At 72.3% G+C, this 20,295-nt stretch carries 20 protein-coding genes and 1 pseudogene; 7 read left to right on the top strand and 14 right to left on the bottom strand.

All coding sequences use genetic code 11. The features are described from left to right. Positions 1-53: 53 nt before the first annotated feature. Genes CES90_RS33210 through CES90_RS33195 form a run of 4 tightly spaced genes read right to left on the bottom strand, consistent with a single transcriptional unit; the run spans position 54 to position 4,891 of the window. Positions 54-380 (bottom strand): gas vesicle protein GvpO, encoded by a 327-nt coding sequence (locus tag CES90_RS33210; RefSeq protein ID WP_189787308.1) that lies wholly within the window; start codon positions 378-380, stop codon positions 54-56. 52 nt (positions 381-432) lie between these two features. Next, positions 433-1,362 (bottom strand): non-homologous end-joining DNA ligase, encoded by a 930-nt coding sequence (ligD, locus tag CES90_RS33205; RefSeq protein ID WP_189787307.1) that lies wholly within the window; start codon positions 1,360-1,362, stop codon positions 433-435. A 29-nt stretch (positions 1,363-1,391) separates the two neighbouring features. After that, positions 1,392-3,239, bottom strand: coding sequence for a transketolase (locus CES90_RS33200; RefSeq protein WP_189787306.1), 1,848 nt, complete (start codon positions 3,237-3,239; stop codon positions 1,392-1,394). Then, positions 3,236-4,891 (bottom strand): NAD(P)/FAD-dependent oxidoreductase, encoded by a 1,656-nt coding sequence (locus tag CES90_RS33195; protein ID WP_189787305.1) that lies wholly within the window; start codon positions 4,889-4,891, stop codon positions 3,236-3,238. The genes CES90_RS33200 and CES90_RS33195 overlap by 4 nt, the downstream gene beginning before the upstream one ends. Before the next feature lie 199 nt (positions 4,892-5,090). On the opposite strand from CES90_RS33195, the gene CES90_RS33190 reads away from it, so the two are divergent. Next, positions 5,091-6,056, top strand: coding sequence for an LLM class F420-dependent oxidoreductase (locus CES90_RS33190; RefSeq protein WP_189787304.1), 966 nt, complete (start codon positions 5,091-5,093; stop codon positions 6,054-6,056). A 92-nt stretch (positions 6,057-6,148) separates the two neighbouring features. Here the strand turns inward: CES90_RS33190 and CES90_RS33185 are convergent, their stop codons facing one another. Then, a complete protein-coding gene (locus tag CES90_RS33185; RefSeq protein WP_229914333.1) occupies positions 6,149-7,177 on the bottom strand; it encodes an SDR family oxidoreductase in 1,029 nt (342 codons plus the stop codon). A 54-nt stretch (positions 7,178-7,231) separates the two neighbouring features. Then, the gene (locus CES90_RS33180; RefSeq protein WP_189787303.1) at positions 7,232-7,747 is read right to left on the bottom strand and encodes a phage holin family protein; all 516 of its coding nucleotides are present in this window, start codon (positions 7,745-7,747) and stop codon (positions 7,232-7,234) included. Positions 7,748-7,862: 115 nt separating this feature from the next. Between CES90_RS33180 and CES90_RS33175 the strand changes: the two genes are divergently transcribed. Continuing rightward, entirely contained in the window at positions 7,863-8,216 is a 354-nt protein-coding gene (locus CES90_RS33175) for a VOC family protein (protein ID WP_189787302.1), read from the top strand. Between the two features lie 10 nt (positions 8,217-8,226). On the opposite strand, the gene CES90_RS33170 is transcribed toward CES90_RS33175, so the two are convergent. The 4 genes and pseudogenes from CES90_RS33170 to CES90_RS33155 form a co-directional block, all read right to left on the bottom strand. Continuing rightward, the gene (locus CES90_RS33170) at positions 8,227-8,631 is read right to left on the bottom strand and encodes a DUF5709 domain-containing protein (RefSeq protein ID WP_189787301.1); all 405 of its coding nucleotides are present in this window, start codon (positions 8,629-8,631) and stop codon (positions 8,227-8,229) included. A gap of 61 nt (positions 8,632-8,692) precedes the next feature. Beyond that, a pseudogene (locus CES90_RS33165) lies at positions 8,693-9,609 on the bottom strand (arginase family protein). Between the two features lie 46 nt (positions 9,610-9,655). Beyond that, positions 9,656-10,216: a GNAT family N-acetyltransferase gene (locus tag CES90_RS33160; protein ID WP_189787300.1), complete on the bottom strand. Its 561-nt coding sequence runs from the start codon at positions 10,214-10,216 to the stop codon at positions 9,656-9,658. Positions 10,217-10,242: 26 nt separating this feature from the next. Beyond that, positions 10,243-10,491, bottom strand: coding sequence for a LapA family protein (locus CES90_RS33155; RefSeq protein WP_189787299.1), 249 nt, complete (start codon positions 10,489-10,491; stop codon positions 10,243-10,245). Between the two features lie 136 nt (positions 10,492-10,627). On the opposite strand from CES90_RS33155, the gene CES90_RS33150 reads away from it, so the two are divergent. The 5 genes from CES90_RS33150 to CES90_RS33130 are packed head-to-tail and all read left to right on the top strand — an operon-like array spanning position 10,628 to position 14,799. Continuing rightward, positions 10,628-11,188 carry an RNA polymerase sigma factor gene (locus CES90_RS33150; RefSeq protein ID WP_189787298.1) on the top strand — a complete coding sequence of 187 codons (561 nt, stop codon included), beginning with the start codon at positions 10,628-10,630 and terminating at the stop codon, positions 11,186-11,188. Continuing rightward, positions 11,185-12,003, top strand: a complete 819-nt coding sequence (locus CES90_RS33145) for a zf-HC2 domain-containing protein (RefSeq protein ID WP_189787297.1) — start codon at positions 11,185-11,187, stop codon at positions 12,001-12,003. Before CES90_RS33150 ends, CES90_RS33145 begins: the two co-directional genes overlap by 4 nt. Then, the gene (locus CES90_RS33140) at positions 12,000-12,842 is read left to right on the top strand and encodes an ABC transporter ATP-binding protein (protein WP_189787296.1); all 843 of its coding nucleotides are present in this window, start codon (positions 12,000-12,002) and stop codon (positions 12,840-12,842) included. The genes CES90_RS33145 and CES90_RS33140 overlap by 4 nt, the downstream gene beginning before the upstream one ends. Next, a complete protein-coding gene (locus tag CES90_RS33135) occupies positions 12,839-14,227 on the top strand; it encodes a hypothetical protein (RefSeq protein WP_189787295.1) in 1,389 nt (462 codons plus the stop codon). The genes CES90_RS33140 and CES90_RS33135 overlap by 4 nt, the downstream gene beginning before the upstream one ends. Then, positions 14,224-14,799 (top strand): hypothetical protein, encoded by a 576-nt coding sequence (locus CES90_RS33130; protein WP_189787294.1) that lies wholly within the window; start codon positions 14,224-14,226, stop codon positions 14,797-14,799. Before CES90_RS33135 ends, CES90_RS33130 begins: the two co-directional genes overlap by 4 nt. Positions 14,800-14,859: 60 nt before the next feature. On the opposite strand, the gene CES90_RS33125 is transcribed toward CES90_RS33130, so the two are convergent. The 4 genes from CES90_RS33125 to CES90_RS33110 all read right to left on the bottom strand — a co-directional run bounded on the left by CES90_RS33125 (position 14,860) and on the right by CES90_RS33110 (position 20,028). After that, positions 14,860-15,744: a S66 peptidase family protein gene (locus CES90_RS33125; RefSeq protein ID WP_189787333.1), complete on the bottom strand. Its 885-nt coding sequence runs from the start codon at positions 15,742-15,744 to the stop codon at positions 14,860-14,862. A gap of 86 nt (positions 15,745-15,830) precedes the next feature. Next, complete coding sequence (locus CES90_RS33120; RefSeq protein WP_189787293.1) at positions 15,831-17,810, bottom strand: S9 family peptidase; 1,980 nt, start codon at positions 17,808-17,810, stop codon at positions 15,831-15,833. Positions 17,811-17,858: 48 nt separating this feature from the next. Then, positions 17,859-19,202: a M20/M25/M40 family metallo-hydrolase gene (locus CES90_RS33115; protein WP_189787292.1), complete on the bottom strand. Its 1,344-nt coding sequence runs from the start codon at positions 19,200-19,202 to the stop codon at positions 17,859-17,861. Beyond that, positions 19,195-20,028 (bottom strand): M55 family metallopeptidase, encoded by an 834-nt coding sequence (locus CES90_RS33110; RefSeq protein ID WP_189787291.1) that lies wholly within the window; start codon positions 20,026-20,028, stop codon positions 19,195-19,197. The genes CES90_RS33115 and CES90_RS33110 overlap by 8 nt, the downstream gene beginning before the upstream one ends. Between the last annotated feature and the right edge of the window lie 267 nt (positions 20,029-20,295).

Genomic DNA, 20,295 nt, shown 5'->3' with positions numbered 1-20,295 from the left:
GTCCTCCTTGTCTGTGGATGGCTTGTCTGTGGATGGGGGAGCGAGAGGGCGGCCTAGCCGCGGCGCGGATGTGGGTCGGCCCTCCCGCGTTCGTAACGGCGAACGCGCCGATAGCCGGTGAGCTCGCCCTCGGGGTCGAGCTCCACCTGATAGCTCGCGAGCAGGCTCATCGTGTCGGGGACCCGGGCGACTTCCAGGACCTCGACCTCCAACGTCCAGCCGTTCTCGGTCTGTTCGAAGGACGACACGGACTCGGGCGCCATGCCGGTCAGCTCCGCGAGCTGGGCCCGCGCGTGGCGCAGCACCTGCATGGGGCCGGGCCGGTCGTCGTCCGGCTTCGGCGAGTCGGATGTGTTGGATGTGCTGGATGTGTTCGACATGGCCACCTCGAACACCGAGTGGCCCCACGGCCGTTGGCCAAACCTTTCGGTGTCAGGCCCGCCGCTCGGCGAGCCGTCGGCGGGCCGGGCCGAGGGCGCGGGCCCTGCTCATCAGCCCCGACCAGGGGTTGGTGTGGGCCTGTTCGACGGCGTCGGCCAGGGTCCAGCGGCGGGCGTGGACGGCAGGGTCGTCGAGTTGCTCCCAGGCGATCGGTGTGGCGACGGGCGCACCGGGCCTGGCCCGTACGGTGAAGGGGGCGACGGCGGTCTGGGCGTAGGCGTTGCGCTGTACGTCGAGGTAGAGCCGCTCGCCGCGGTCCTTCTTGCGGGCGGCGGTCGTGAACCGCTCGGGCTGGGCCCGTACGAGTTCCTCGGCGATGTCCCTGGCGAAGTCGCGCACGCTGTCGAAGTCGTCGTGCCCTTTGAGGGGGACCACGACGTGCACGCCCTTGGAGCCGGTGGTCATCGGCGCGGACGGCAACTCGAGCTCGTCCAGCAACTCCCGTACGTCCCTTGCCGCTTCACGTACCTGTTCGAAGTCGTCCGCGGCCGGGTCGAGGTCGAACACCATCCGGTCGGGCCGGTCGAGGCGGCCGACCCGGGAGAGCCAGCGGTGCAGGGTCAGGCAGGCCTGGTCGGCGAGGAGGATCAGGGTGGCGGTGTCGTCGCACACGGTGTGCACGACCGTGCCGTCCTCCTTGGGCACCTCGACCCGCTCGATCCAGTCCGGGTAGTGCTCGGGGGTGTTCTTCTCCATGAACATGGGCCCGTCGAGGCCGTCGGGGTGCCGTTCCAGCATCAGCGGGCGCCCCCGCAGATGGGGCAGCATGAAGGGGGCGACGGCGCGGTAGTACGCGACGAGATCGCCCTTGGTGTATTCCTTGCCCTCGCCAATTGCAGGGAACAGCACCTTCTCCGGGCGGTGGATCTCGACCGCCCGGCGGCCGACCCGCAGCGTGCTCGCGGTGTCGTCGTCGCCCATTCTCCGACTCCCCTCCTGTGGAAGTCCGTTCAGCGCACGATGGCGTGTTCCACCAGCAGCCGTCCCGCCGCCGCGATCGACTCCGCGTCGATGCCCGCCCCGTGGAGCTGCTCCTCGGGGGTGGCCGAGCCCGGCATGGTGCGGACGGCCAGGCGTACCAGGCGGGGCACCGGGCGGCCGTCGAGGAAGGCGCCGAGGACCGCGTCGCCGAGGCCGCCCTCCTCGTGGTGGTCCTCGACGGTGAGCAGGCAGCCGGTGCGTTCGGCGGCCTCGCGCAGGGTGCGGTGGTCGACGGGCTTGACCGAGTAGAGGTCGATCACCCGGACCTGGATGCCCTCGCCGTCCAGCGCCTCGGCGGCCTTCAGGGCCTCGTGGACGGTGACGCCGGCCGCGACGACGGTGAGCCGGTCGCTGTCCGAGGCGCGCAGCACCTTGCTGCCGCCGATCTCGAACTCCTCGGTGGGGCTGTAGATGACGGGGGTCTCTCCCCTGGACGTCCGCAGATAGCGGATGCCGTCGAGCCCGGCCATGGCTCCCACCAGTTTGGCGGTCTGGTTGGCGTCGCACGGGTACAGCACGGTCGAGCCGTGCACCGCGCGCAGGGTCGCCAGGTCCTCCAGGCCCATCTGAGAGGGCCCGTCCTGTCCGATGGCGACGCCCGCGTGCGAGCCGACGAGGTTGATGCCGGACCCGCTGACCGAGGCCATGCGGATGAAGTCATGGGCCCGGGTGAGGAACGCCGCGAACGTGGAGGCGTACGGCAGCCATCCGCGCGCCGCGATCCCCACCGCGGCGGCCACCATCTGCTGTTCGGCGATGTAGCACTCGAAGAACCGCTCGGGGTGTTCCTTGGCGAAGAACTCCGCGCGTGTGGAGTCGCTGACCTCGCCGTCCAGGGCGACGATGTCGCCGCGCGCGGTGCCGAGCGCGGCGAGGGCCTGCCCGTAGGCATTGCGGGTGGCGACCTCCTCGCCTATCTCGTAACGCGGCAGCTCCAGATGCCCGGTCCGTACGGCGTGCAGCATGCGTGCGGCGGGCGGCCCGGGGACCTCGACGCGGATGTCGCGTACGCCGCCGAGTTCGGCGATCCCCTCGTCCGGGTCCTTGAGCGGTTTGCCGTGCAGTCCCTCGCGGTCCTGGACGGACTCGACGCCCTTGCCCTTGAGGGTGCGGGCGAGGATCACGGTCGGCTGGGCCCTGGTGGACTCGGCTTCGCCGTACGCGCGGTCGACGGCGTCCACGTCGTGCCCGTCGATCTCGATGGTGTGCCAGCCGAAGGCGGCGAAGCGGCGGGCGTAGGCGTCCAGGTCGTGCCCGTGCCGGGTGGGCCCGCGCTGGCCGAGCCGGTTGACGTCGACGATCGCGACAAGGTTGTCCAGATGCTCGTACGAAGCGTGCTCGGCGGCCTCCCACACCGAGCCCTCGGCGAGTTCGCTGTCCCCGCACAGCACCCACACCCGGTATCCGGTACGGTCCAGCCGCTTCTCGGCCAGCGCGATGCCGACGCCGACGGGCAGCCCCTGGCCGAGCGAGCCGGTGGCCGTCTCCACCCAGGGCAGACGCCGTGGCGTGGGGTGTCCTTCGAGGCGGCTGCCGTGCTTGCGGTAGGTCATCAGCTCGGTCTCGCTGATCGCGCCGGCCGCCTTGTACGCGGAGTACAGCAGCGGCGAGGCGTGGCCCTTGGACAGCACGAAGCGGTCGTTGCCCGGGTGCTGGGGGCGGTCGAAGTCGTAGCGCAGGTGCCGGGCGAGGAGCACCGCCATCAGCTCGGCCGCCGACATGGACGACGTGGGGTGCCCGGAACCGGCGGCGGTCGAGGCACGAATGCTGTCGACCCGCAACTGCTGGGCCAGCTCGGTCAGTTGACGGGTGTTCATGTGTCTCCTTCCGAACCCTTGGCGGGCTCCTGCGCGGCGTCGGGCGCCGACGTCCGGGGCTGTCGCCGGGGACTCTCGGGGGCACCCGGCACCGCGGTCGGCCCCGGCTTCGCGGGACCGTCCTGCTGCCGGGCGGGCCCGGACCGCTCCGATGCCCCGGGTACCGGTGAGGCGTGCGGTTTCCCGGCGGCCCCCGGCACCGCCACGGGGCCCGGCTTGTCAGGGGTTTCCTGCCATTGTGCGCCGCCCCGGCCACCGGACGCCGCCGGCGACTCGGCCCCGGTCTTGTCCGGCCCTGCTTTCTTCTGCCCGCCCGGCACCCGCGCCAGCTCCGGTGACGCCGTGTCGAGGGGCACCGACCAGGACCGTACGAGGCCCAACTGGACGCCCTGGCGCGGAAGTACGGCGTCGAGGAGCCAGTCGGCGGCGACGCGGACGCGGTTGCCGGGCATCGCGGCGAGGTGGTAGCCGCGGGTGACCGCTCCGGCGACGGCGCCGGACAGCGGTACGCCGAGCGAAGCGAGATGGGGGTCCCCCCGCCCGAAGGGTGGGGGAGGGTTGGCGGCGGCCTTGATCCCGCCGAGGTCGACGACGAAGCCCAGGTCGCTGTGGCGGTAGGGCTTGGGTTCGCCGATGCCGAGCGAGGCGGCGACGTTGTGGCCGGCGACCTTGCCCTGCCGCCAGGCATGCTGGGCCGTCATCGGCGTGTACTCGCCCGGCTTGGTCAGATCGGGCACGGCGGCCGCGTCCCCGCAGGCGAACACCTCGGGTCGGCCCGGCACGTGCAGCGTGGGCTCGACGAGCAGCCGGCCGCGCTCCATCGGCAGTCCGAGCGACGCGGCGAGCGGATCGGGCCGTACACCCACGCACCACACCAGGGTGCGGGTGTCGACGAACTCCCCGTCGGTCAGCAGCACTCCGGTGTGCGTGGCCTCCTTCACGGAGGTCCCCATACGTACGTCGACGCCCCGCTGCCGCAGGACCCGGTCGGCGGTCCGCGACAGCTTCTCGTCCATCTCCGGCATGACCCGCTCGGCGATGTCGAGCAGCAGCCAGCGGGGCCGCACACCCTGCCACAGCGGCTGCTTGCGTACCAGTTCGTCGGTGAACAGCTGCCCCTGGGCCGCGACCTCGGTCCCCGTGTACCCGGCGCCGACCACCACGAAGGTGCAGCGCGACCGGCAGCTCTTGGGATCCTCGGCACCGGCGGCCAGCTCCACCTGCCGGGTCACGTGGTCCCTGAGGTACAGCGCCTCCGGCAGTCCGCGGAAGCCGTGGGCGTGCTCGGCGACGCCCGGGATGGGCAGCAGCTTGTTGACGCTGCCGGCCGCGAGCACGAGCCGGTCGTAGGTGAGGGTGCCGATGCCGCCCTCGGGGTCCGAGTAGTGCACGGTACGGGCGTCGAGGTCGATGTCGTCGGCCTCGCCGAGCACCAGACGTACGTGGCGCAGGGTGCCGGTGAGGGAGACGGTGACCCGACGCGGCTCCAGGATGCCTGCGGCGACCTGGGGCAGCAGGGGCAGGTACAGAAAGTAGTCGGTCGGGTTGAGCAGGGTGATGTCGGCACGGTTCCGGGTCAGCCGCGACAGGGTGCGGGCCGTCCGGTAGCCGGCGAAGCCGGCACCGACGATCACGATGCGGGGTCGACTCACGTTCGCCTCCGGCGGGGTCGCCCGTAGGAGCCCTCGGACATACGGGTCCTGTGACGTACGGGCCTTCCGCGTCCCCCTGGTCAAGGGGCCCCAAACCGGCGAGGAACCATCGGGGCGCCCGAACGTCCGTGGGTTTCCACGGTGACTCCCGGGTACTCGGACCGCGACCCGGCTCGCACGGTTCGCGGAGGTACCCCCCATGCCCGAGTTCGGCTACTTCCTGGCGACCGAGGAGTTCGGTCCCGCCGACCTGATCGAGCAGGCGAGGATGGCCGAGCAGGCCGGATTCGAGTGCCTGTGGATCTCGGACCACTATCACCCGTGGAACGACACGCAGGGGCACAGCCCGTTCGTGTGGTCGGTGATCGGCGCCCTCTCGGAGGCCGTGTCGCTGCCGATCGAGACGGCGGTGACGTGTCCGACGGTCCGGATCCACCCGGCGGTCGTGGCGCAGGCCGCGGCGACCAGCGCGGTGATGACCGGCGGCCGGTTCCGTCTCGGCCTCGGCTCGGGTGAGGCCCTCAACGAGCACATCCTCGGCACGCACTGGCCGCCGGCGAACGTCCGTCTGGAGATGCTGGAGGAGTCGATCCAGATCATGCGGCGTCTGTTCACCGGCGAGGAGGTCACGCACCACGGCGTCCACTACACCGTGGAGAACGCCCGCCTCTACACGGTGCCCGACGAGCCCGTCCCGATCGACGTCTCCGCCTTCGGCCCGAACGCCGCCGGGCTCGCCGCCCGCGTCGCCGACGGCTTCATCACCATGGGGCCCAACGAGGAGCTCGTGGCGCAGTACCGCAAGGGCGGCGGGGGCGGCAACCTCGTCAGCGGCGGTACGAAGCTGTGCTGGGGCCAGGACCGCGACGCCGCCGTCCGTACGGTCCACCGCCTCTGGTCCAACCAGCTCCTGCCCGGCGAGATGGGCCAGATCCTCCCCTCTCCCCGCCACTTCGAGCAGCTGGAGCCCCTGGTCACCGAGCAGATGGTCGCCGAGAACACGGTCTGCGGCGAGGACGTCGACGAACACGTCGCCGAACTGACCTCCTTCGCCGACGCCGGCTTCGACCGCGTCTACGTGAGCCAGATCGGCCCCGCCCAACGCGGCTTCTTCGACTTCTACCGCACGAAGGTGCTCCCACAACTCCAGCAGGGAAACCGCTGACAGGCCCCCGAGTCCCGACTCCCCCAGTCCTCGGTCCAGATGGTGCTTCCTCTCCCCATCATCTGGGCCGAGCCATCATCCGGGCCGGGCCATCATCCGTTGGCCGCCGAGCGCAGACGGCGGAGACCAGCGGTGGTCGCGGCACTCAGACCGCACACCACCAATGCCGCACACGCGCGGTTCCGGTTGCGTGAAACCCACTCCTGCGCGCTCTTCGGCCGCGCCTCGTCGTCGAAGCGCCCGTGCGCCCCGAAGTCCTCCCCGTGCGGCCCGTCGGCGGGGCTCCACAGGTTCCCGTACCCACCGGAATCCGCCTCACCCTGCTCACCCTGCTCGTCCTGCTCGTCCTGCTGGGCGTCGAATCCCGTACGAGCGAGATACCGGTCGAGCAGGCCCGGGGCCACCGCGTTCGCGACCAGCGTCGCCACCGTGGATCCGCCCACCCAGTACTCCCGCCGCCGCCCATGGGCCGCCGCGTGGACGACGGCGCGCGCGGCGACCTCCGGCTGGTAGATCGGCGCCACGGGGCGCGCTCGCCCCGGCACTCGGCTCAACACCCAGTCGAACTGGGGGGTGTTGACGGCGGGCAGCTGCACCATGGTCGTACGCACCCGCGTCCCGCCGTGCCGCAACTCGCACCGCAGCGCCTCGTTGAAGCCCTGGATCGCGTGCTTGGCCCCGCAGTACGCGGACTGCAGCGGAATCCCCCGGTAGGCGAGCGCGGAGCCGACCTGGACGATCGTGCCGTGGTCGCGCGGCAGCATGTGCCGGAGCGCGGCCCGCGTACCGAACACATAGCCCAGGTAGGTCACTTCGGTGACCCGCCGGTACTCGTCGGGCGTGATGTCCAGGAACGGCGCGAAGACCCCGGCGAAGGCGTTGTTGACCCACACGTCGATGCGCCCGAAGGCGTCGACGACCTGCTGGGCCGCGTCCTCGACCGCATTGGCGTCGGCCATGTCGACGCTGACGACGAGCGCTTCGCCCCCGGCCCGCTCCACGTCGTCGGCGGCGGCCGCGAGCCCCTCGCGTCCCCGGGCGAGCAACGCCACCCGATCACCCCGGGCGGCGAAGGCCACAGCGGTGGCCCGGCCGACGCCACCGCTCGCCCCCGTCACCACGACGGCTCTGCGGCGCCGCGGCAGGGATGACGTACTGGATGGGGTACGCACCACTCACCGGGCCCGGTGATGCGGCGCCTCGGGATCGGTACCGGTCGGCGGCAGACCCCCGGCGGCCGTACCGCCGGGCGCGACGGGCGGCACCGGCGGATAGCCGGCCGGCCCGGCCCCGCCCGGGGGTGCCCCCGGCGCCGTGAAGCCACCCACACCGCCACCACCACCGGCCTGGTCACGCCCCGCCGCGAGCTCCGCCGCACGCTCGGCCGTCGGCCGGGACGCCGAGGGCCGGGCGGCGCTCCGCAGCACGTAGGCCACCGCTCCCAGGACGACGGCCGTGATCAGCGCGGCGGCCCAGTCGGGGAGACCCAGCGCGAGCGCCAGACCGAGGGCGAGCGCCAGGGCGGCACCCGCGTACAGGGCGACGGCGCCGGACGCGGCGTACAGGGCAGCCCTGCGGCGCTGCTTGCGGGTCTGCTGCCGCAGCTCGTCGCGTACGGTCTCACGGGCCACCAGCGCCAGCTCGTCGACCAGGGCCTTGTCCAGATGTTCCAGATGATCCAAGCGGTCCATGGCGCCCGAGTACCCGGGCGCACGCCCGCGTAACGCCGCCCCCCAGGGAGAGCCGGCCGGTTCGAACCGGCCGAAACGATCTCGTCCCCGGTCGGCCCCAACTAGGCTCGTACGCATGGAGATTCTCGGTACCACGCTCCGTATCTGTGTCGACGACCTGGAAGCCGCCGTCCCCTTCTACGAGAGACTCTCGGGCGGACCGGCGATGCGCTTCGAGCGCGGTGGTGTCCAGGTCGCCGCCGTCGGCTGTTTTCTGCTGATGAGCGGGCCCGAGTCCGAGCTGGAGGTGTTGCGGAAGGTCACCGCCACCATCGCGGTCGAGGACGTCGACGAGGCCCATCAGGTTCTCACCGACTCGGGCGCCCGCGTCCTGGCGGGCCCGGTGCCGACCCCCGTCGGCCGCAATCTGATCGCGGTGCACCCGGACGGCTCGGTGTACGAGTACGCGGACCGCCGCGCGGCCGGGTAGCGCAGGTCGCCTACATCAACTCGTCGTCCCCGAAGTCCTCTTCGTCCCTGATCCGCACCGCGGACTCCTCGGCGGACAGCCCGCTCGTCGAGCCCTCCTGGGAGTAGACGTCCTGGTCGCGGGGGAGATCGGGGTCGGGCTCGTCGTACAGCAGTCCGGCCGGGGCCTCGGGCTCGCCGGGCTCGACACCGGGGTCGATCTCCGGCTCCTCGTCCGCCAACCGCTCGTCCAGGGACTCGCGTTCGAGGACCTCGTCGACGGTGGTGTCGCGTTCCTCGGCGATCGTCGGCTCGTCTCCGGCCACGGGCAGCTGCTGCGGATCGCTCGACCGCTGCTGCTCCGGCGTCCCGTCCTGCAGATCGGGCATGCCCTCGTCCTCGGGGTCGGCCCCGGGATCGTGCGGCCTCGTGCTCATGGGTCCGCCTCCTTCCCGCGTTCAGTCGTTCGAGCAGGTCGGGTGCCCCGCAGCCGGCGGATCAGTCCCCGGCGCGAGGGGTGAAGGCGGTCACCACGATGTCGGTGAGCAGCGCGCCCGCCGTGCCGTCCGGATCCAGGTCGGGGTCGTAGATGGTGATGTTGAGGCCGACGCAGTGCGGTGAGGTGAGCAGCGGGCCGAGCAGTGCGGTGAGCTCGTCGGGGAGCAGTCCGTCAGGGTCGGGGCTGTCGACAGCGGGCATGACGGAGGGATCGAGCACGTCGGCGTCGAGGTGCACCCAGAAGCCCTCGAGCTCCGGTGTCCCGAAGCTCTGCGCGGTGACGCGGGCGAGATCGTCGGGGCCCCAGGTCCGCAGGTCGCCGACGGTGACGACGGGGATCTTCAGGGCGGCCAGCTCGGTCCGGTCGTCCTCGAACTCGTCCCGGATGCCGAAGAGTCGTACGTCCTCGTCCCGCAGATACGGCTTCAGTCCCTCCAGATCGGTCAGGTCGTCCTGGCCGCGCCCGGTGGCGAGCGCCAGCTCCTCGCCGCCGGCGGCCCCGATGAGGTCGGAGTTCCCCGGATGCCGGAAGTCGGCGGACGCGTCGATCGCGACCAGCCCGTACCGCCCCATCCGGCGCATGGCGAGCGAGGCGCCGAGCTGGATCGAACAGTCACCGCCGAGGACGACGGGCAGCTCACCGGCGCGCAGATGCCGCTCGATCCGGTCGGCGAGCTTGCGAGTGTACGAGGCGATCGCGGCCGCGTTGAAGACGCCGTCGCCGAGCCGCCAGTCCCCCCGGTCGTAGCGCGGCGGTACGACCACTCCGCCGTCCAGCGCGCCGAGCCGCCGCACGATCCCCTGCTCCCGCAGGGCGCCGGCGAGCTTGTAACAGCCGGGCACGGTGCCCGGGGCGGGCGGCTTGAGACCGAGGTTAGGTTGGAGGGGGCGTCCAGGACGACGATGTTCTTCGGCATGGGACTCATCCTGCGGGACGGCAGGCCGCAGGGGGGCGGGAAACCGTCATCTCCCCGGTCGGCCCCGGCGGCGCATCTCGGTGGTGAGGGCCCAGCGCTCGTGGTCCCGCCACGCCCCGTCGATGAACAGGAAGTCCGGCGAGAACCCCTCCAGCCGGAACCCGCACCGCCGGGCCAGGGCGACGGAGGCGGCGTTCCCGGGCTGCACATTGATCTCCAACCGGTGCAGGCCCAGGACTCCGAACGCGTACTCGACGACCAGCCCGAGCCCCTCCCTCATCAGCCCCCGCCCGGCGGCGTGCGCGAAGGCCCCGTATCCCAGCGCCCCGCACGCGAAACCGCCCCCGACGATGTTGTTGATGTTGATGAACCCGGCGATCCCGCCACCCTCCCGCTCGCACACCAGGAACCCCGCCTTCGTCGGATCCTCGACGAGCCGCCCCGCGTAGGCGGCGTACGCGGCAGGTGTCGTCGGCGGGAACAGCCACGGTTGATGCAGGCTCTTGCTCTCCCGCGCCCGCGCGGTGAACTCGGGACCGTCGTCGAGCGTGAAGTGCCGTATCCCCACGCGGGCCCCTGCGGCGAGGTAGCGAGCGTTCTCGTACACACCGCCACGGTAAGCCGCCCCAGGCGTCACCCGCGCCGCTTCATGAAATAGGCCCCGCAGAGCGCCCCGATCACTCCCGTCCCCAGCAGCGCCAGCCACAGCGGCATGGTGACCTCGGGGATCAGCAGCCGGATCTCGGTGCTCCGGGTGTTCTCGAAGATGAACACCAGAGCCAGCACCATGAGCAGTCCCACGATCACCCTGCCGGGCGTCAGCAGATCACCCCACTGCCGGTGCCCGCGCGTCCGGACACGGTCCGATGTCTTCGGGCTCATACCTCCAGGATGACGCGCGCGAGCCGGATGCGCCCGGTAGGTGGCTCCCGCAGCTGGACTCCAAGTTGCCCACCCGCATGTGGCGCGGATCACATCGAAGGGAAAACCCGCGGCCCGGCTCGGGCGTCTAGCCGGTGTGAGATCAGTCAGGAAGGCACCGGGCGAGCTGGACGAGGAGCGTCTCGTCCGACTGGTGGCCAGAGGCGACCGCGCGGCGTTCGAGGAGTTGTACCGGCGTACCTCGCCGTGGATGGCGGTGCGGCTGCGCCGCCGCTGTGCGGACGAGGAGATCGTCGCCGAGGTCATGCAGGAGACGTATCTGGCGGTGTGGCGCGCGGCGGGTGCCTTCGTCGGGACCGCGGCCGGGGGAACCGCCGTCGGCTGGCTGTGGACGATCGCGGCGCGCCGGCTCGTCGACGCGTTCCGGCGCAGGGCCCACCACGCGGAGCCGCCGCCCGCGGCCGCCCCGCAGCCCATGGCGCCCGCCGCCGAGGAGGAGGCGCTCGCGGCGACCGTCGGCGGTGACGTCGGCGACGCGCTTCGGCGCCTCGCGCCGGAGCTCAGACAGGTACTGCAGGCCATGGTGCTCGACGGGCTGTCCGTCCGGGAGACCGCGGTCCTGCTCGGGCTGCCCGAGGGCACGGTCAAGACCCGTGCCCGCCGGGCCCGGATCGCGATGCGGGAGGCGCTGGCATGAGCGTGGAACACGCGTCGATGCGGATCATCGACGGTTACGCGCGCGGCGACACGGACATCGCCGCCGACGAGGTGTGGGCCCTGGAAGCCCACCTGGAGGCTTGCGGGGTGTGCCGCGACCGGCTGTCGGCCGCCGTCGGGGCCGAGGTCCCCGCCGTGGCGGCGTTGGTCGACACCGTGTGGTCCGGCCTCGAACCCCAGTTGGCCACGGCCGTCACGATGCCGCGCCGGCGGCGCTGGTCGTCGCGGCTGTCGGGGTGGATGACGCCGGCGATGGTGCCGTGGCTGGCCATGGCCATGGGCGTGACGCTGCTCGCGCTCCTGCTGGACCTGGTCGGCCCCGGCTCCGGAGAGGTGTCACTGGTGCTGCTGCTCGCCCCGGTGCTGCCCGTGCTCGGCGTCGCGGCATCGTGGTCGCGCGGTCTGGACCCGGCGTACGAGCTGACGGCCTCGGTGCCCAGGGCCGGGCTCCATCTGGTGCTGCGGCGCACCGCGTCCGTGCTCGCCGTGGTCGTCCCCGCGCTCCTGGTGGGCGGATGGGTGACGGGAGTGATGGTCGCTCAGTGGCTGCTGCCCTGTCTGGCCTTCACCTCCGCGACCCTGGCGCTCGGCGGTGTCGTCGGCGTGACCCGCGCCGCCGCCTCGCTGGTGGCCGTGTGGGCCGCCGTGGTCGTGGCACCGACCCTCGCCACGAGCCGTACGACCTTCGCCCTGCACACCGGCGGCCTGCCCGCGTGGGGGCTGATCCTCGCGCTCGGCATCGGTGTCCTGATCGCCCGCAGGGGCGCGTACGCCGTGCTGGGAGCCCATCGATGACCATCGGACCATCGCGAAAGGAACACCACATGATGCCCGCGGTGAGCGCGGCTGATATCGCGCCTACGCCCTACGCCTGGGAGATCCGGGCCACCGGACTGAAGGTCAGGGTCGGCAGGAACCACATGGCCGTCGACGGGCTCGACCTGTCGCTCGGCCGTGGCGTACACGGCCTGCTCGGCCCCAACGGGGCGGGCAAGACCACCCTCATCCGGACGCTGGCCACCGTGCTGCGCCCCACCGAGGGCACCCTGGAGCTGCTCGGCGAGTCCGCGGGCGGCAGGGGCGAGCACCGTGCGCTGCGCCGCCGGATCGGCTATCTGCCGCAGGAGTTCGGCTACTACAAGCGCTTCACGGTGCGCGAGTTCGTCGAGTACATGGCGTGGCTGAAGGAGGTGCCCAAGGCGGACATCCCCGCGGCGGTGCAGCGTGCCGTGGAGCGGGTGGGCCTGGCCGACCGCGCCGACCAGCGGATGAAGGCCCTGTCCGGGGGCATGGTGCGGCGGGTGGGCATCGCCCAGGCCATAGTCAACGACCCGTCGATCCTGCTGCTGGACGAGCCGACGGTGGGCCTGGACCCGGCGCAGCGACTGCGCTTCCGCGAGCTGCTTCAGCAGCTCGGCACGGACACCTGTGTGGTGGTCTCCACCCATCTGGTGGAGGACGTCGCCGCCGCCTGCACCGACGTGGTGCTCTTTGCCGAGGGACGGCTGGTCTTCCAGGGCCCTCCGGACGAGCTGGCCTCGGTGGGCGGCCCGGAACACGAGGGTGACAGCCCGCTGGAGCGCGGCTATTCGGCCATGCTGCTCAACCCCGAGCAGGGAAGGGGAACTTGGTGAACGTCCGTGTCCTGCGCATCGAGCTGAGGCGCTCCGTCGCCCTGTGGGCCGGCGCCGTGGTCCTCACGACCGCGCTGGCGTTCCTGTACCTGCTGAGCGGCCCCTGGTGGAACGGCACCGCGCTGTGGACGGCCCAGTGGACGTCCATGGCCCTGTGGACCCGCTCTCTGCTGATCTTCCTGTGGCCGCTCGCCGTAGGTCTCGGGGCACTCCAGGGGCTGCGCGACCACCGCTCGAACGTCTCCGAGCTGCTGACGAGCACACCACGGCCCGCCTGGCACCGCGCGGCCACCCTTGCGGGCGCGACGGCGATCACGCTGGCCTCGGCCTTCGGGCTCCTCGTCCTCCAGGGCGCGGTCCACGTACCGGCCGTCACCGAGTACACACACCTCGGATGGCTGCCGATCTCGCTGGTGGGGGCACTCTCGCTGGTCGCGGGGGCCGTGCTCGGCATGGGGGTCGCACGGGCGCTGCCGTCCCCGCTCACCCCGCCGGTGCTGGCCGTGTGCGCCTTCCTGTTCACCAACTTCCTGCGGCAGGTGCCGGACTCGCTGGAGTCGGCGGTGCCGACGGCCATGGTGCCCAACCGGATCTCGCTGCTGTCACCGCCGGTGGCAGGGGTGCGCGAGGTGCTCCTCACCCTCTCGCCCTCCGTACATGTCGGGCAGACGCTCTGGCTGCTCGGCATGATCGCGACGGGCTTCGCCCTGCTGGCCGCCGCGACCCCCCGCGCCCGTCTGCTCGCCCTGACACCCCTCCTGGCGGGCGCGGCGCTCGCCCTGCTGGTCCTTCCCTCCGACCCCCGCCGGACGTACGTCGTCGACGAGGCCGCCGCGGCGATGGTGTGCGACGGCCCGGTGTGCGTGACGAAGGCGCACCAGACACGCCTCGACGACCTCGCGGGCCCCGGCAGGAAAGCGCTGCGCCTGCTGCACGACGCCTTGGGCGGCCAGGCGCCGGTCGCGATCCGGGAGAGCACCGCCCTGCGGTCGCTCAGCGACGCGCCGGAACGGCCCCGTGACGCCGTGCTCTTCGACTTCGACGACGGGGTGATCGCCACCGCGAAGGGCGAGGAGCTGACCCGGGCCCTGGTCGCCCAGGGCATGGCGCCGGTGTGCTTCGCCCGCAGCGACAACGAAAGTGGCACGTCCGGGGAACTCGCCGGGCAGAGCGTCGCGGCGGGCTGGGTCCTCGGAGACCTCAAGCCGCTTGGCGGCACCGTCCACTCCTTGCGCGACCAACTCGACCTGGCCCGCCCGGTGTGGAAGGAACTCAAGGCGCTGCCGCGGTCCGAACAGCTCTCGCGGATCAGGGCCATGCACGCCGCCGCGGTCTCCTGCAAGGGCGACCCGCTCGACGTGCTGGCCGGCGGTGAGTCCCGGTGAGGTGGCTGACGCTGTACGCGCGCTCGCGGCAGGTGCCCGCCTCGTTCGCCGCGGTGGTGATCAGCGCGGTGGCGGTGTGGGCGCTTGCCCGGGACGGCGGCGGGGGGCCCGGTGATCCGCGGCTGTCCGCGCTCGTCCTCGCCGCGGGGGTGACGGCGGCCTCGATCGGGCTCGGCGGGCAGGACGTCGCGCTGGAGCGGACGGCTGCGATCCGCTGGGTGCCCCGCAGGGCGGCGCATGTGCTGCTCATCGGGACGGTCGTCGGGGCGGTGCTGCTGGCGGTGCAGACGATGGGCGAGGACCTGGCCACCACCGCGTTCGTCGTCCGCGACAGCGCGGGGCTGATGGGGCTGGTCGCCGTCGGGGCGACGGTGTTCGGGGCGCAGTACGCGTGGACGCTGCCGATCTCCTGGCTGTCGTTCTCGCTCTTCGCCCCGCCCTCGACGAATACGCCGACGCAGGTGGCGACCTGGATGCTGCTGCCGCCCGGCACGGCGGCGGGCACCTGGACGGCCCTGGTCCTCACGGTCGCGGGCACCGCGGCCTACGCCGTCGCGGGGCCGAGACGGTGACCGGATCGGTCCAGCGGGTGAACACCTAGGGGGTGTTGTGAAAGTCCCGCACAGCACCCCCTAGACGAGCGCCGGCTCGTCCAGCGTCAACGTCCCCGCCTCCGCGTCCAGTTCGGCCGTCACCCCGAACGGGATCGTCAACGCCCCTTCCTCGTGGCCGAAGCCGAACTCCTCCACCATCGGCACCCCGAGTCCGCCCAGCCGGTCGACGAGGAGCGCGCGGACGCTCTCGTACGACTCGCACTGCGCCCAGGAGCCGAGGAGGATCCCGGCGACGCCGTCGAGCCAGCCGGCGCGCAGGAGTTGGGTGAGGTAGCGGTCGAGGCGGTAGGTCTCCTCGCCTACGTCCTCCAGGCAGAGGAGGGCGCCTCGGGCGGAGGGTCGGGCGTGCGGGTGGCCGAGCTCGGCGGCGAGCAGGCACAGGCAGCCACCGAGTACGACGCCTCGGGCCCGGCCTGGTACGAGCGCGGTGCTGCCCTCGGCGGCCGTGATCGTGCGGACCGACTCGGGGGCGAAGAGCGTGGCCCGCAGATGCTCCTGCGCACGGGTGTTCTTGATGAAGTCGACGCCCGCGGCCATCGGGCCGTGCAGGGTGACCAGCCCCGCCCGGCTGGCGAACGCCTCGTGGAGTGCGGTGATGTCGCTGAAGCCGACGAACACCTTCGGGCCCGCCGCCCGTATCGCGTCCCAGTCGAGCAGGTCGACCATCCGCTGCACCCCGTAGCCGCCGCGGGCGCACAGCACGGCGGACACCGACGGGTCGCACCAGGCGGCCTGGAAGTCGGCGGCGCGGTCCGCGTCCGTGCCCGCGAGGTAGTCGAACCCGGGGTGCCGGTCGAGCGTGTGGGGTGCGACGACGGGGTCGAGGTCCCAGCCGCGCAGGATGTCCAGGCCGGCGCTGAGCCGCTCATCGGGCACCGGCCCGCTCGGGGCGACGACGGCCACGCGGGCGCCCGGGGCGAGGCGGGTGGGCCGGGTCAGAGGGGAGACGGCGCGGGCCGAGGTGGCGGGGCGGGTCGGCGAAGGCAGTGTCACTTGGCGAGCTCCAGAGTAGGGATTCCGGGGGGATTCAACCCGAAGACCTGCGCGTACAGCGAGAGTTCGGCCTCCAGTACCCGCACCATCGTCTCCGCCCGCCGGAACCCGTGCCCCTCCCCCTCGAAGGCGATGTACGCGTGCGGCAGCCGCCGCCCCTCCATCCGGGCCAGGAACCGCTCGCACTGCGTCGGTGGGCAGATGACGTCGTCGAGGCCCTGGAGCAGCAGGAAGGGCGCGGTGATCCGGTCGGCGTGCTCGGCGGGCGACCGTTCCGTGTAGCGCATCGGCTCCTCGGCCAACGGCCCGACCAGGCTCTCCAAATACTGGGACTCGAAGTCGTGGGTCTCCCCCGATCCCCAGTTCGTGAGGTCGAGGATCGGATAGAGGATGGTTCCGCAGGCATAGACGTCGGTGGTGGTGAGGGACGCGGCCGTGGTCCAGCCGCCGGCGCTGCCGCCCCGGACGGCGAGTCTGGTCCGGTCGGCGGTGCCCTCGTCGGCGAGGGCGAGGGCGACCGCCGCGCAGTCCTCGACGTCGACGACTCCCCACTGTTCGCGCAGCCGGTTGCGGTACTCCCGCCCGTATCCCGTGGACCCTCCGTAGTTGACCTCGGCGACGCCGATGCCCCGCGAGGTGAAGTAGGCGATCGCCAGGTCGAGGACCAGCGGCGCGCGGCTGGTGGGTCCGCCGTGCGCCCAGATCACGTACGGGGGCAGTTCGGTGCCGGGGGCGACGTGGTCGGGGTGGTGGGGCGGGTAGATGTGGGCGTGGATCTCGCGTCCGGCGGGGCCGAGGAAGGTACGGATCTGGGGTTCCGGGTAGTAGGCGGGGTCCACCGGGTCGTCATGTGCGGCCCCGATCACCCGGGCGTCGCCGGTGGCGGCGTCGAGTTCGACCACCTCGTACGCGCTGCGCGGGCTGGCGCCGACGCCGAGGACGCGGCTGCCGTGCGTGGCGAGGGTCGGGGTGAACTCGGTCCAGGGGCCGGCCGCGTCCACGACCTGGCCGGTCTCCGGGTCGAGGATGCCGAGCGCCGTGGCGCCCCGGCCGTGCACCACGGCGATCTGCCCGTCGTCCAGCAGGGCGAACCAGCGCCGGCCGATCCTCCACAGCGGCCCGCCGAACTCCTCCTCGCGGGCGCAGAGAGCGGTACTGCGGCCGTCGTCGTCGCGGCGGTACAGGTTCCAGTAGCCGGTGCGGTCGCTGGAGTACACGAGGGTCCCGTCGGCGGCCCACTCGACCTGGGCGATCGACTCGTCCGGGCCGCCCTCGACGGTCCGGGCGCCGCGCAGGGTGCCGTCGTCGGCCACCTCGGCGACCACGAGTTCGGTGCCGTCCCAGGGCATGCGTGGATGGTCCCAGGCGAGCCATGCCGCCCGTCGGCCGTCGGGCGACAGCCGCGGCCCGGTGACGAACCGGCGGCTGTCGTCGGTGAGTTCGCGTACGGCGGTCCGGTCCTCGGCGGCCGAGCCGTCCAGCGGTACCGCGGCGACGACCCGGCGTACGTCGGTGGGCCCCTCCCCGGTGAACTCCTCCAGCACGCACCACACCTCGCCCCGCTCCGGGTGCGGCCGGGGCTCGACCCAGCGCAGTCCGCCGCCCACCGCGGACACGGGGGTGAGCGGGCGGGGCTCGCCGCCGGGCTCGTACCGGTAGAGGCGCTGGTCGGCGAAGTTCACGAACACCACGAGGGGGCCGTCGTCCCGCATGACGCCCGCCCAGGGCTGTCCCCCGTACTCGATGACCCGGCTGCGCACGTTCCACGGCGCCGGAAGCACCGGCTCCTCCGCGCCGTCGGCGGTGCGCCGGACGAGGGTACGCCGGCCGCCCTCGGTGGGCCGGGGCTCGGTCCACCACGCCTCGTCGCCGATGAAGCCCACGAACTCGGGATGTCCGTCGTGCGCGGCGGCGAGCGCCGCGTCGATCGGCGAGGGCCACGAACCGTACGCCAGGGTCTGCACGCTGTTCCCCACTTCCCTGCTTCTTTCCGTCCCCGTGTTTCGTCCCCGTGTTCCATGTCCCTAGGCGGCCCGCAGGAAACGGTCGAGAACGCGAACGCCGAAGTGGAGGGCCTCGACGGGGACGCGTTCGTCGACGCCGTGGAACATGGCGCCGTAGTCGAAGCCCTCGGGGAGCCTCAGCGGGGTGAAGCCGTAGCCGGTGATGCCGAGGCGTGAGAACTGCTTGGCGTCGGTGCCGCCGGGCATGCAGAACGGCACGACGTGTCCCTCGGGCGCGAACTCCTCCACCGCGGCCCGCATCCGCGCGTATGTCACCGAGTCCACCGGCGACTGGAGGGCCACCTCGCGGTGGTGGTACTCCCACTCCACATCGGGCCCGGTGAGCAGGTCGAGGGTCTCCCGGAACTCGTCCTCCCAGCCGGGCAGATACCGGCCGTCCACGTACGCGACGGCCTCCCCCGGGATCACATTGATCTTGTAACCGGCATCCATCATGGTCGGGTTGGTGCTGTTGCGCACGGTCGGCTCGACCAGGGCGGCGGCCGGGCCGAGCTTGTCGAGCAGGCGGTCGACATCTTGGAGGCCTTGGAGGTCTTCGAGGTCGGTGCCGATGCCGTACAACGCGGCCAGTTCGGTGAGGGCGGCGCGCACGGTCGGGGTGAGCCGGACGGGCCACTCGTGCGCGCCGATGCGGGCGACCGCCGCCGCCAGGCGGGTCACCGCGTTGTCCCGGTTCACCTGGGAGCCGTGGCCCGCCCGGCCGCGCGCGGTGAGTCTCAGCCAGCCGGTGCCGCGCTCCCCGGCGGCGATCGGGTAGATCTGCTTGCCGCTGCCGTCGTGGAAGGTGAACGCCCCCGACTCGCTGACGCCCTCGGTGCAGCCCTCGAAGAGGCCAGGGTGTTCGTCGGCGAGGAATCCGGAGCCGTCCTCGGCGCTCGCCTCCTCGTCGGCGGTGAACGCGATCACGATGTCCCTGCGGGGCCGTACGCCCTCGCGCGCCCAGTGCCGTACGACCGCGAGGATCATCGCGTCCATGTTCTTCATGTCGACCGCGCCACGGCCCCAGACCACGTCGTCGCGGATCTCCCCGGAGAAGGGGTGCACGCTCCAGTCCTCCGCCCGCGCGGGCACGACGTCCAGGTGACCGTGGAGGAGCAGCGCGTCGGCGGACGGGTCGGTGCCCTCGACACGCGCGACGACGTTCGTACGGCCCTCGGTGCGCTCCAGCAGGGTGGGCTCCAGCCCGGCCTCGGCCAGCAGGGCGGCGGCGTACTCGGCGGCCGGCCGCTCCCGGCAGTCGCCGCCGCCGCGGTTGGTGGTGTCGATGCGGATGAGGTCGGAGGTGAAACGGACCACCTCGTCCAGCGCCTGCTCGTCGACCTGCTCTCGCGTGCTGTCACCCATACTGCTCCTCCACCGCGGCCGAGACGATCGTGGTGACCGCCTTGAAGGTACGGATTCCCTCGTACATGGTCGGGCTGGTGTACGCGACCTTGCGTTCCCCGATACGGGCGACGCCGGGAACGACGGTCGCGGCCATCGCCAGATGCTCGGCGTCGAACTCCAGCGCCACTGTGAACGGCCCTCCGCTGACTGGTTCGTGACGCACCGCGAGCGACGCGGCCTCCTTCGCCGCCGCGCGGATGTCGGCGGCCGTGCGCGCGGGGGTGCGGCACACCGCCGCGTACCTCGACACATGGTCCTTGACCGCCACCTTCAGCGCCTCGGGCGCGTACCCCAACGCGTCTACGCAGGCCACGTCGTCACCGGTGACCAGCACCACCGGTACCCCGAACTCGGCGACGACATGCGCGTTCAGCAGCCCCTCGCTCGCCCGCTCGTCGTTGACCCACACCCCGGTGACGGAGTTCGCGAGATAGGTGTGGGCAAGGACGCCCTCCATGCCGGCGCCCGCGTGATACCCGACGAACGCGATCCCGTCCACGTCCCCGTGCTGGACCCCCTCGACCATGGACAGCGCCTTGTGCCGCCCGGTGAGCATCTGCGCACGCTCGTCCAACCGCTCCAGCAGCAGATTGCGCATCGTCCAGTGCGCCTCGTTGATCAGTACCTCGTCCGCGCCGCCGTCGAGGAACCCGAGCACGGCGGCGTTCACGTCCGAGGTGAACATCGAGCGGCACCGCTCCCACTGCGGCGTACCCGGCAGCACATCGGCCGGCCAGGTGACGCCGGTCGCGCCCTCCATGTCCGCGCTGATGAGGATCTTCATGCAGGACCGTCCTCTCGCGGGTCAGAGACCCGTCGTCCGTCCGGTGACAGCGGCTTCCGACAGCATGCGGCGGTGCCGGGGATCTTCATGCCACTTCACGTTACGCGCCGACGCGGGAGGCCTGTCCGAACGCGTCGCGGCCTGGCCGGCCGCCCGGGCTCTGACATCAGGCGCACGGCCCGCGGGCATCGATGGCGGCCGGGAGCAAGGCCCTTCCGCCGAAGTGTGGTGATCACCCCAAGAGGGATAGGTCACAGCCGGACCCTC

Source organism: Streptomyces capitiformicae (assembly GCF_002214185.1).
In the GTDB taxonomy this organism is placed as follows: domain Bacteria; phylum Actinomycetota; class Actinomycetes; order Streptomycetales; family Streptomycetaceae; genus Streptomyces; species Streptomyces capitiformicae.
Note: the sequence above shows the minus strand (reverse complement) of the source record. Positions and strands in the feature narration are given on the sequence as shown.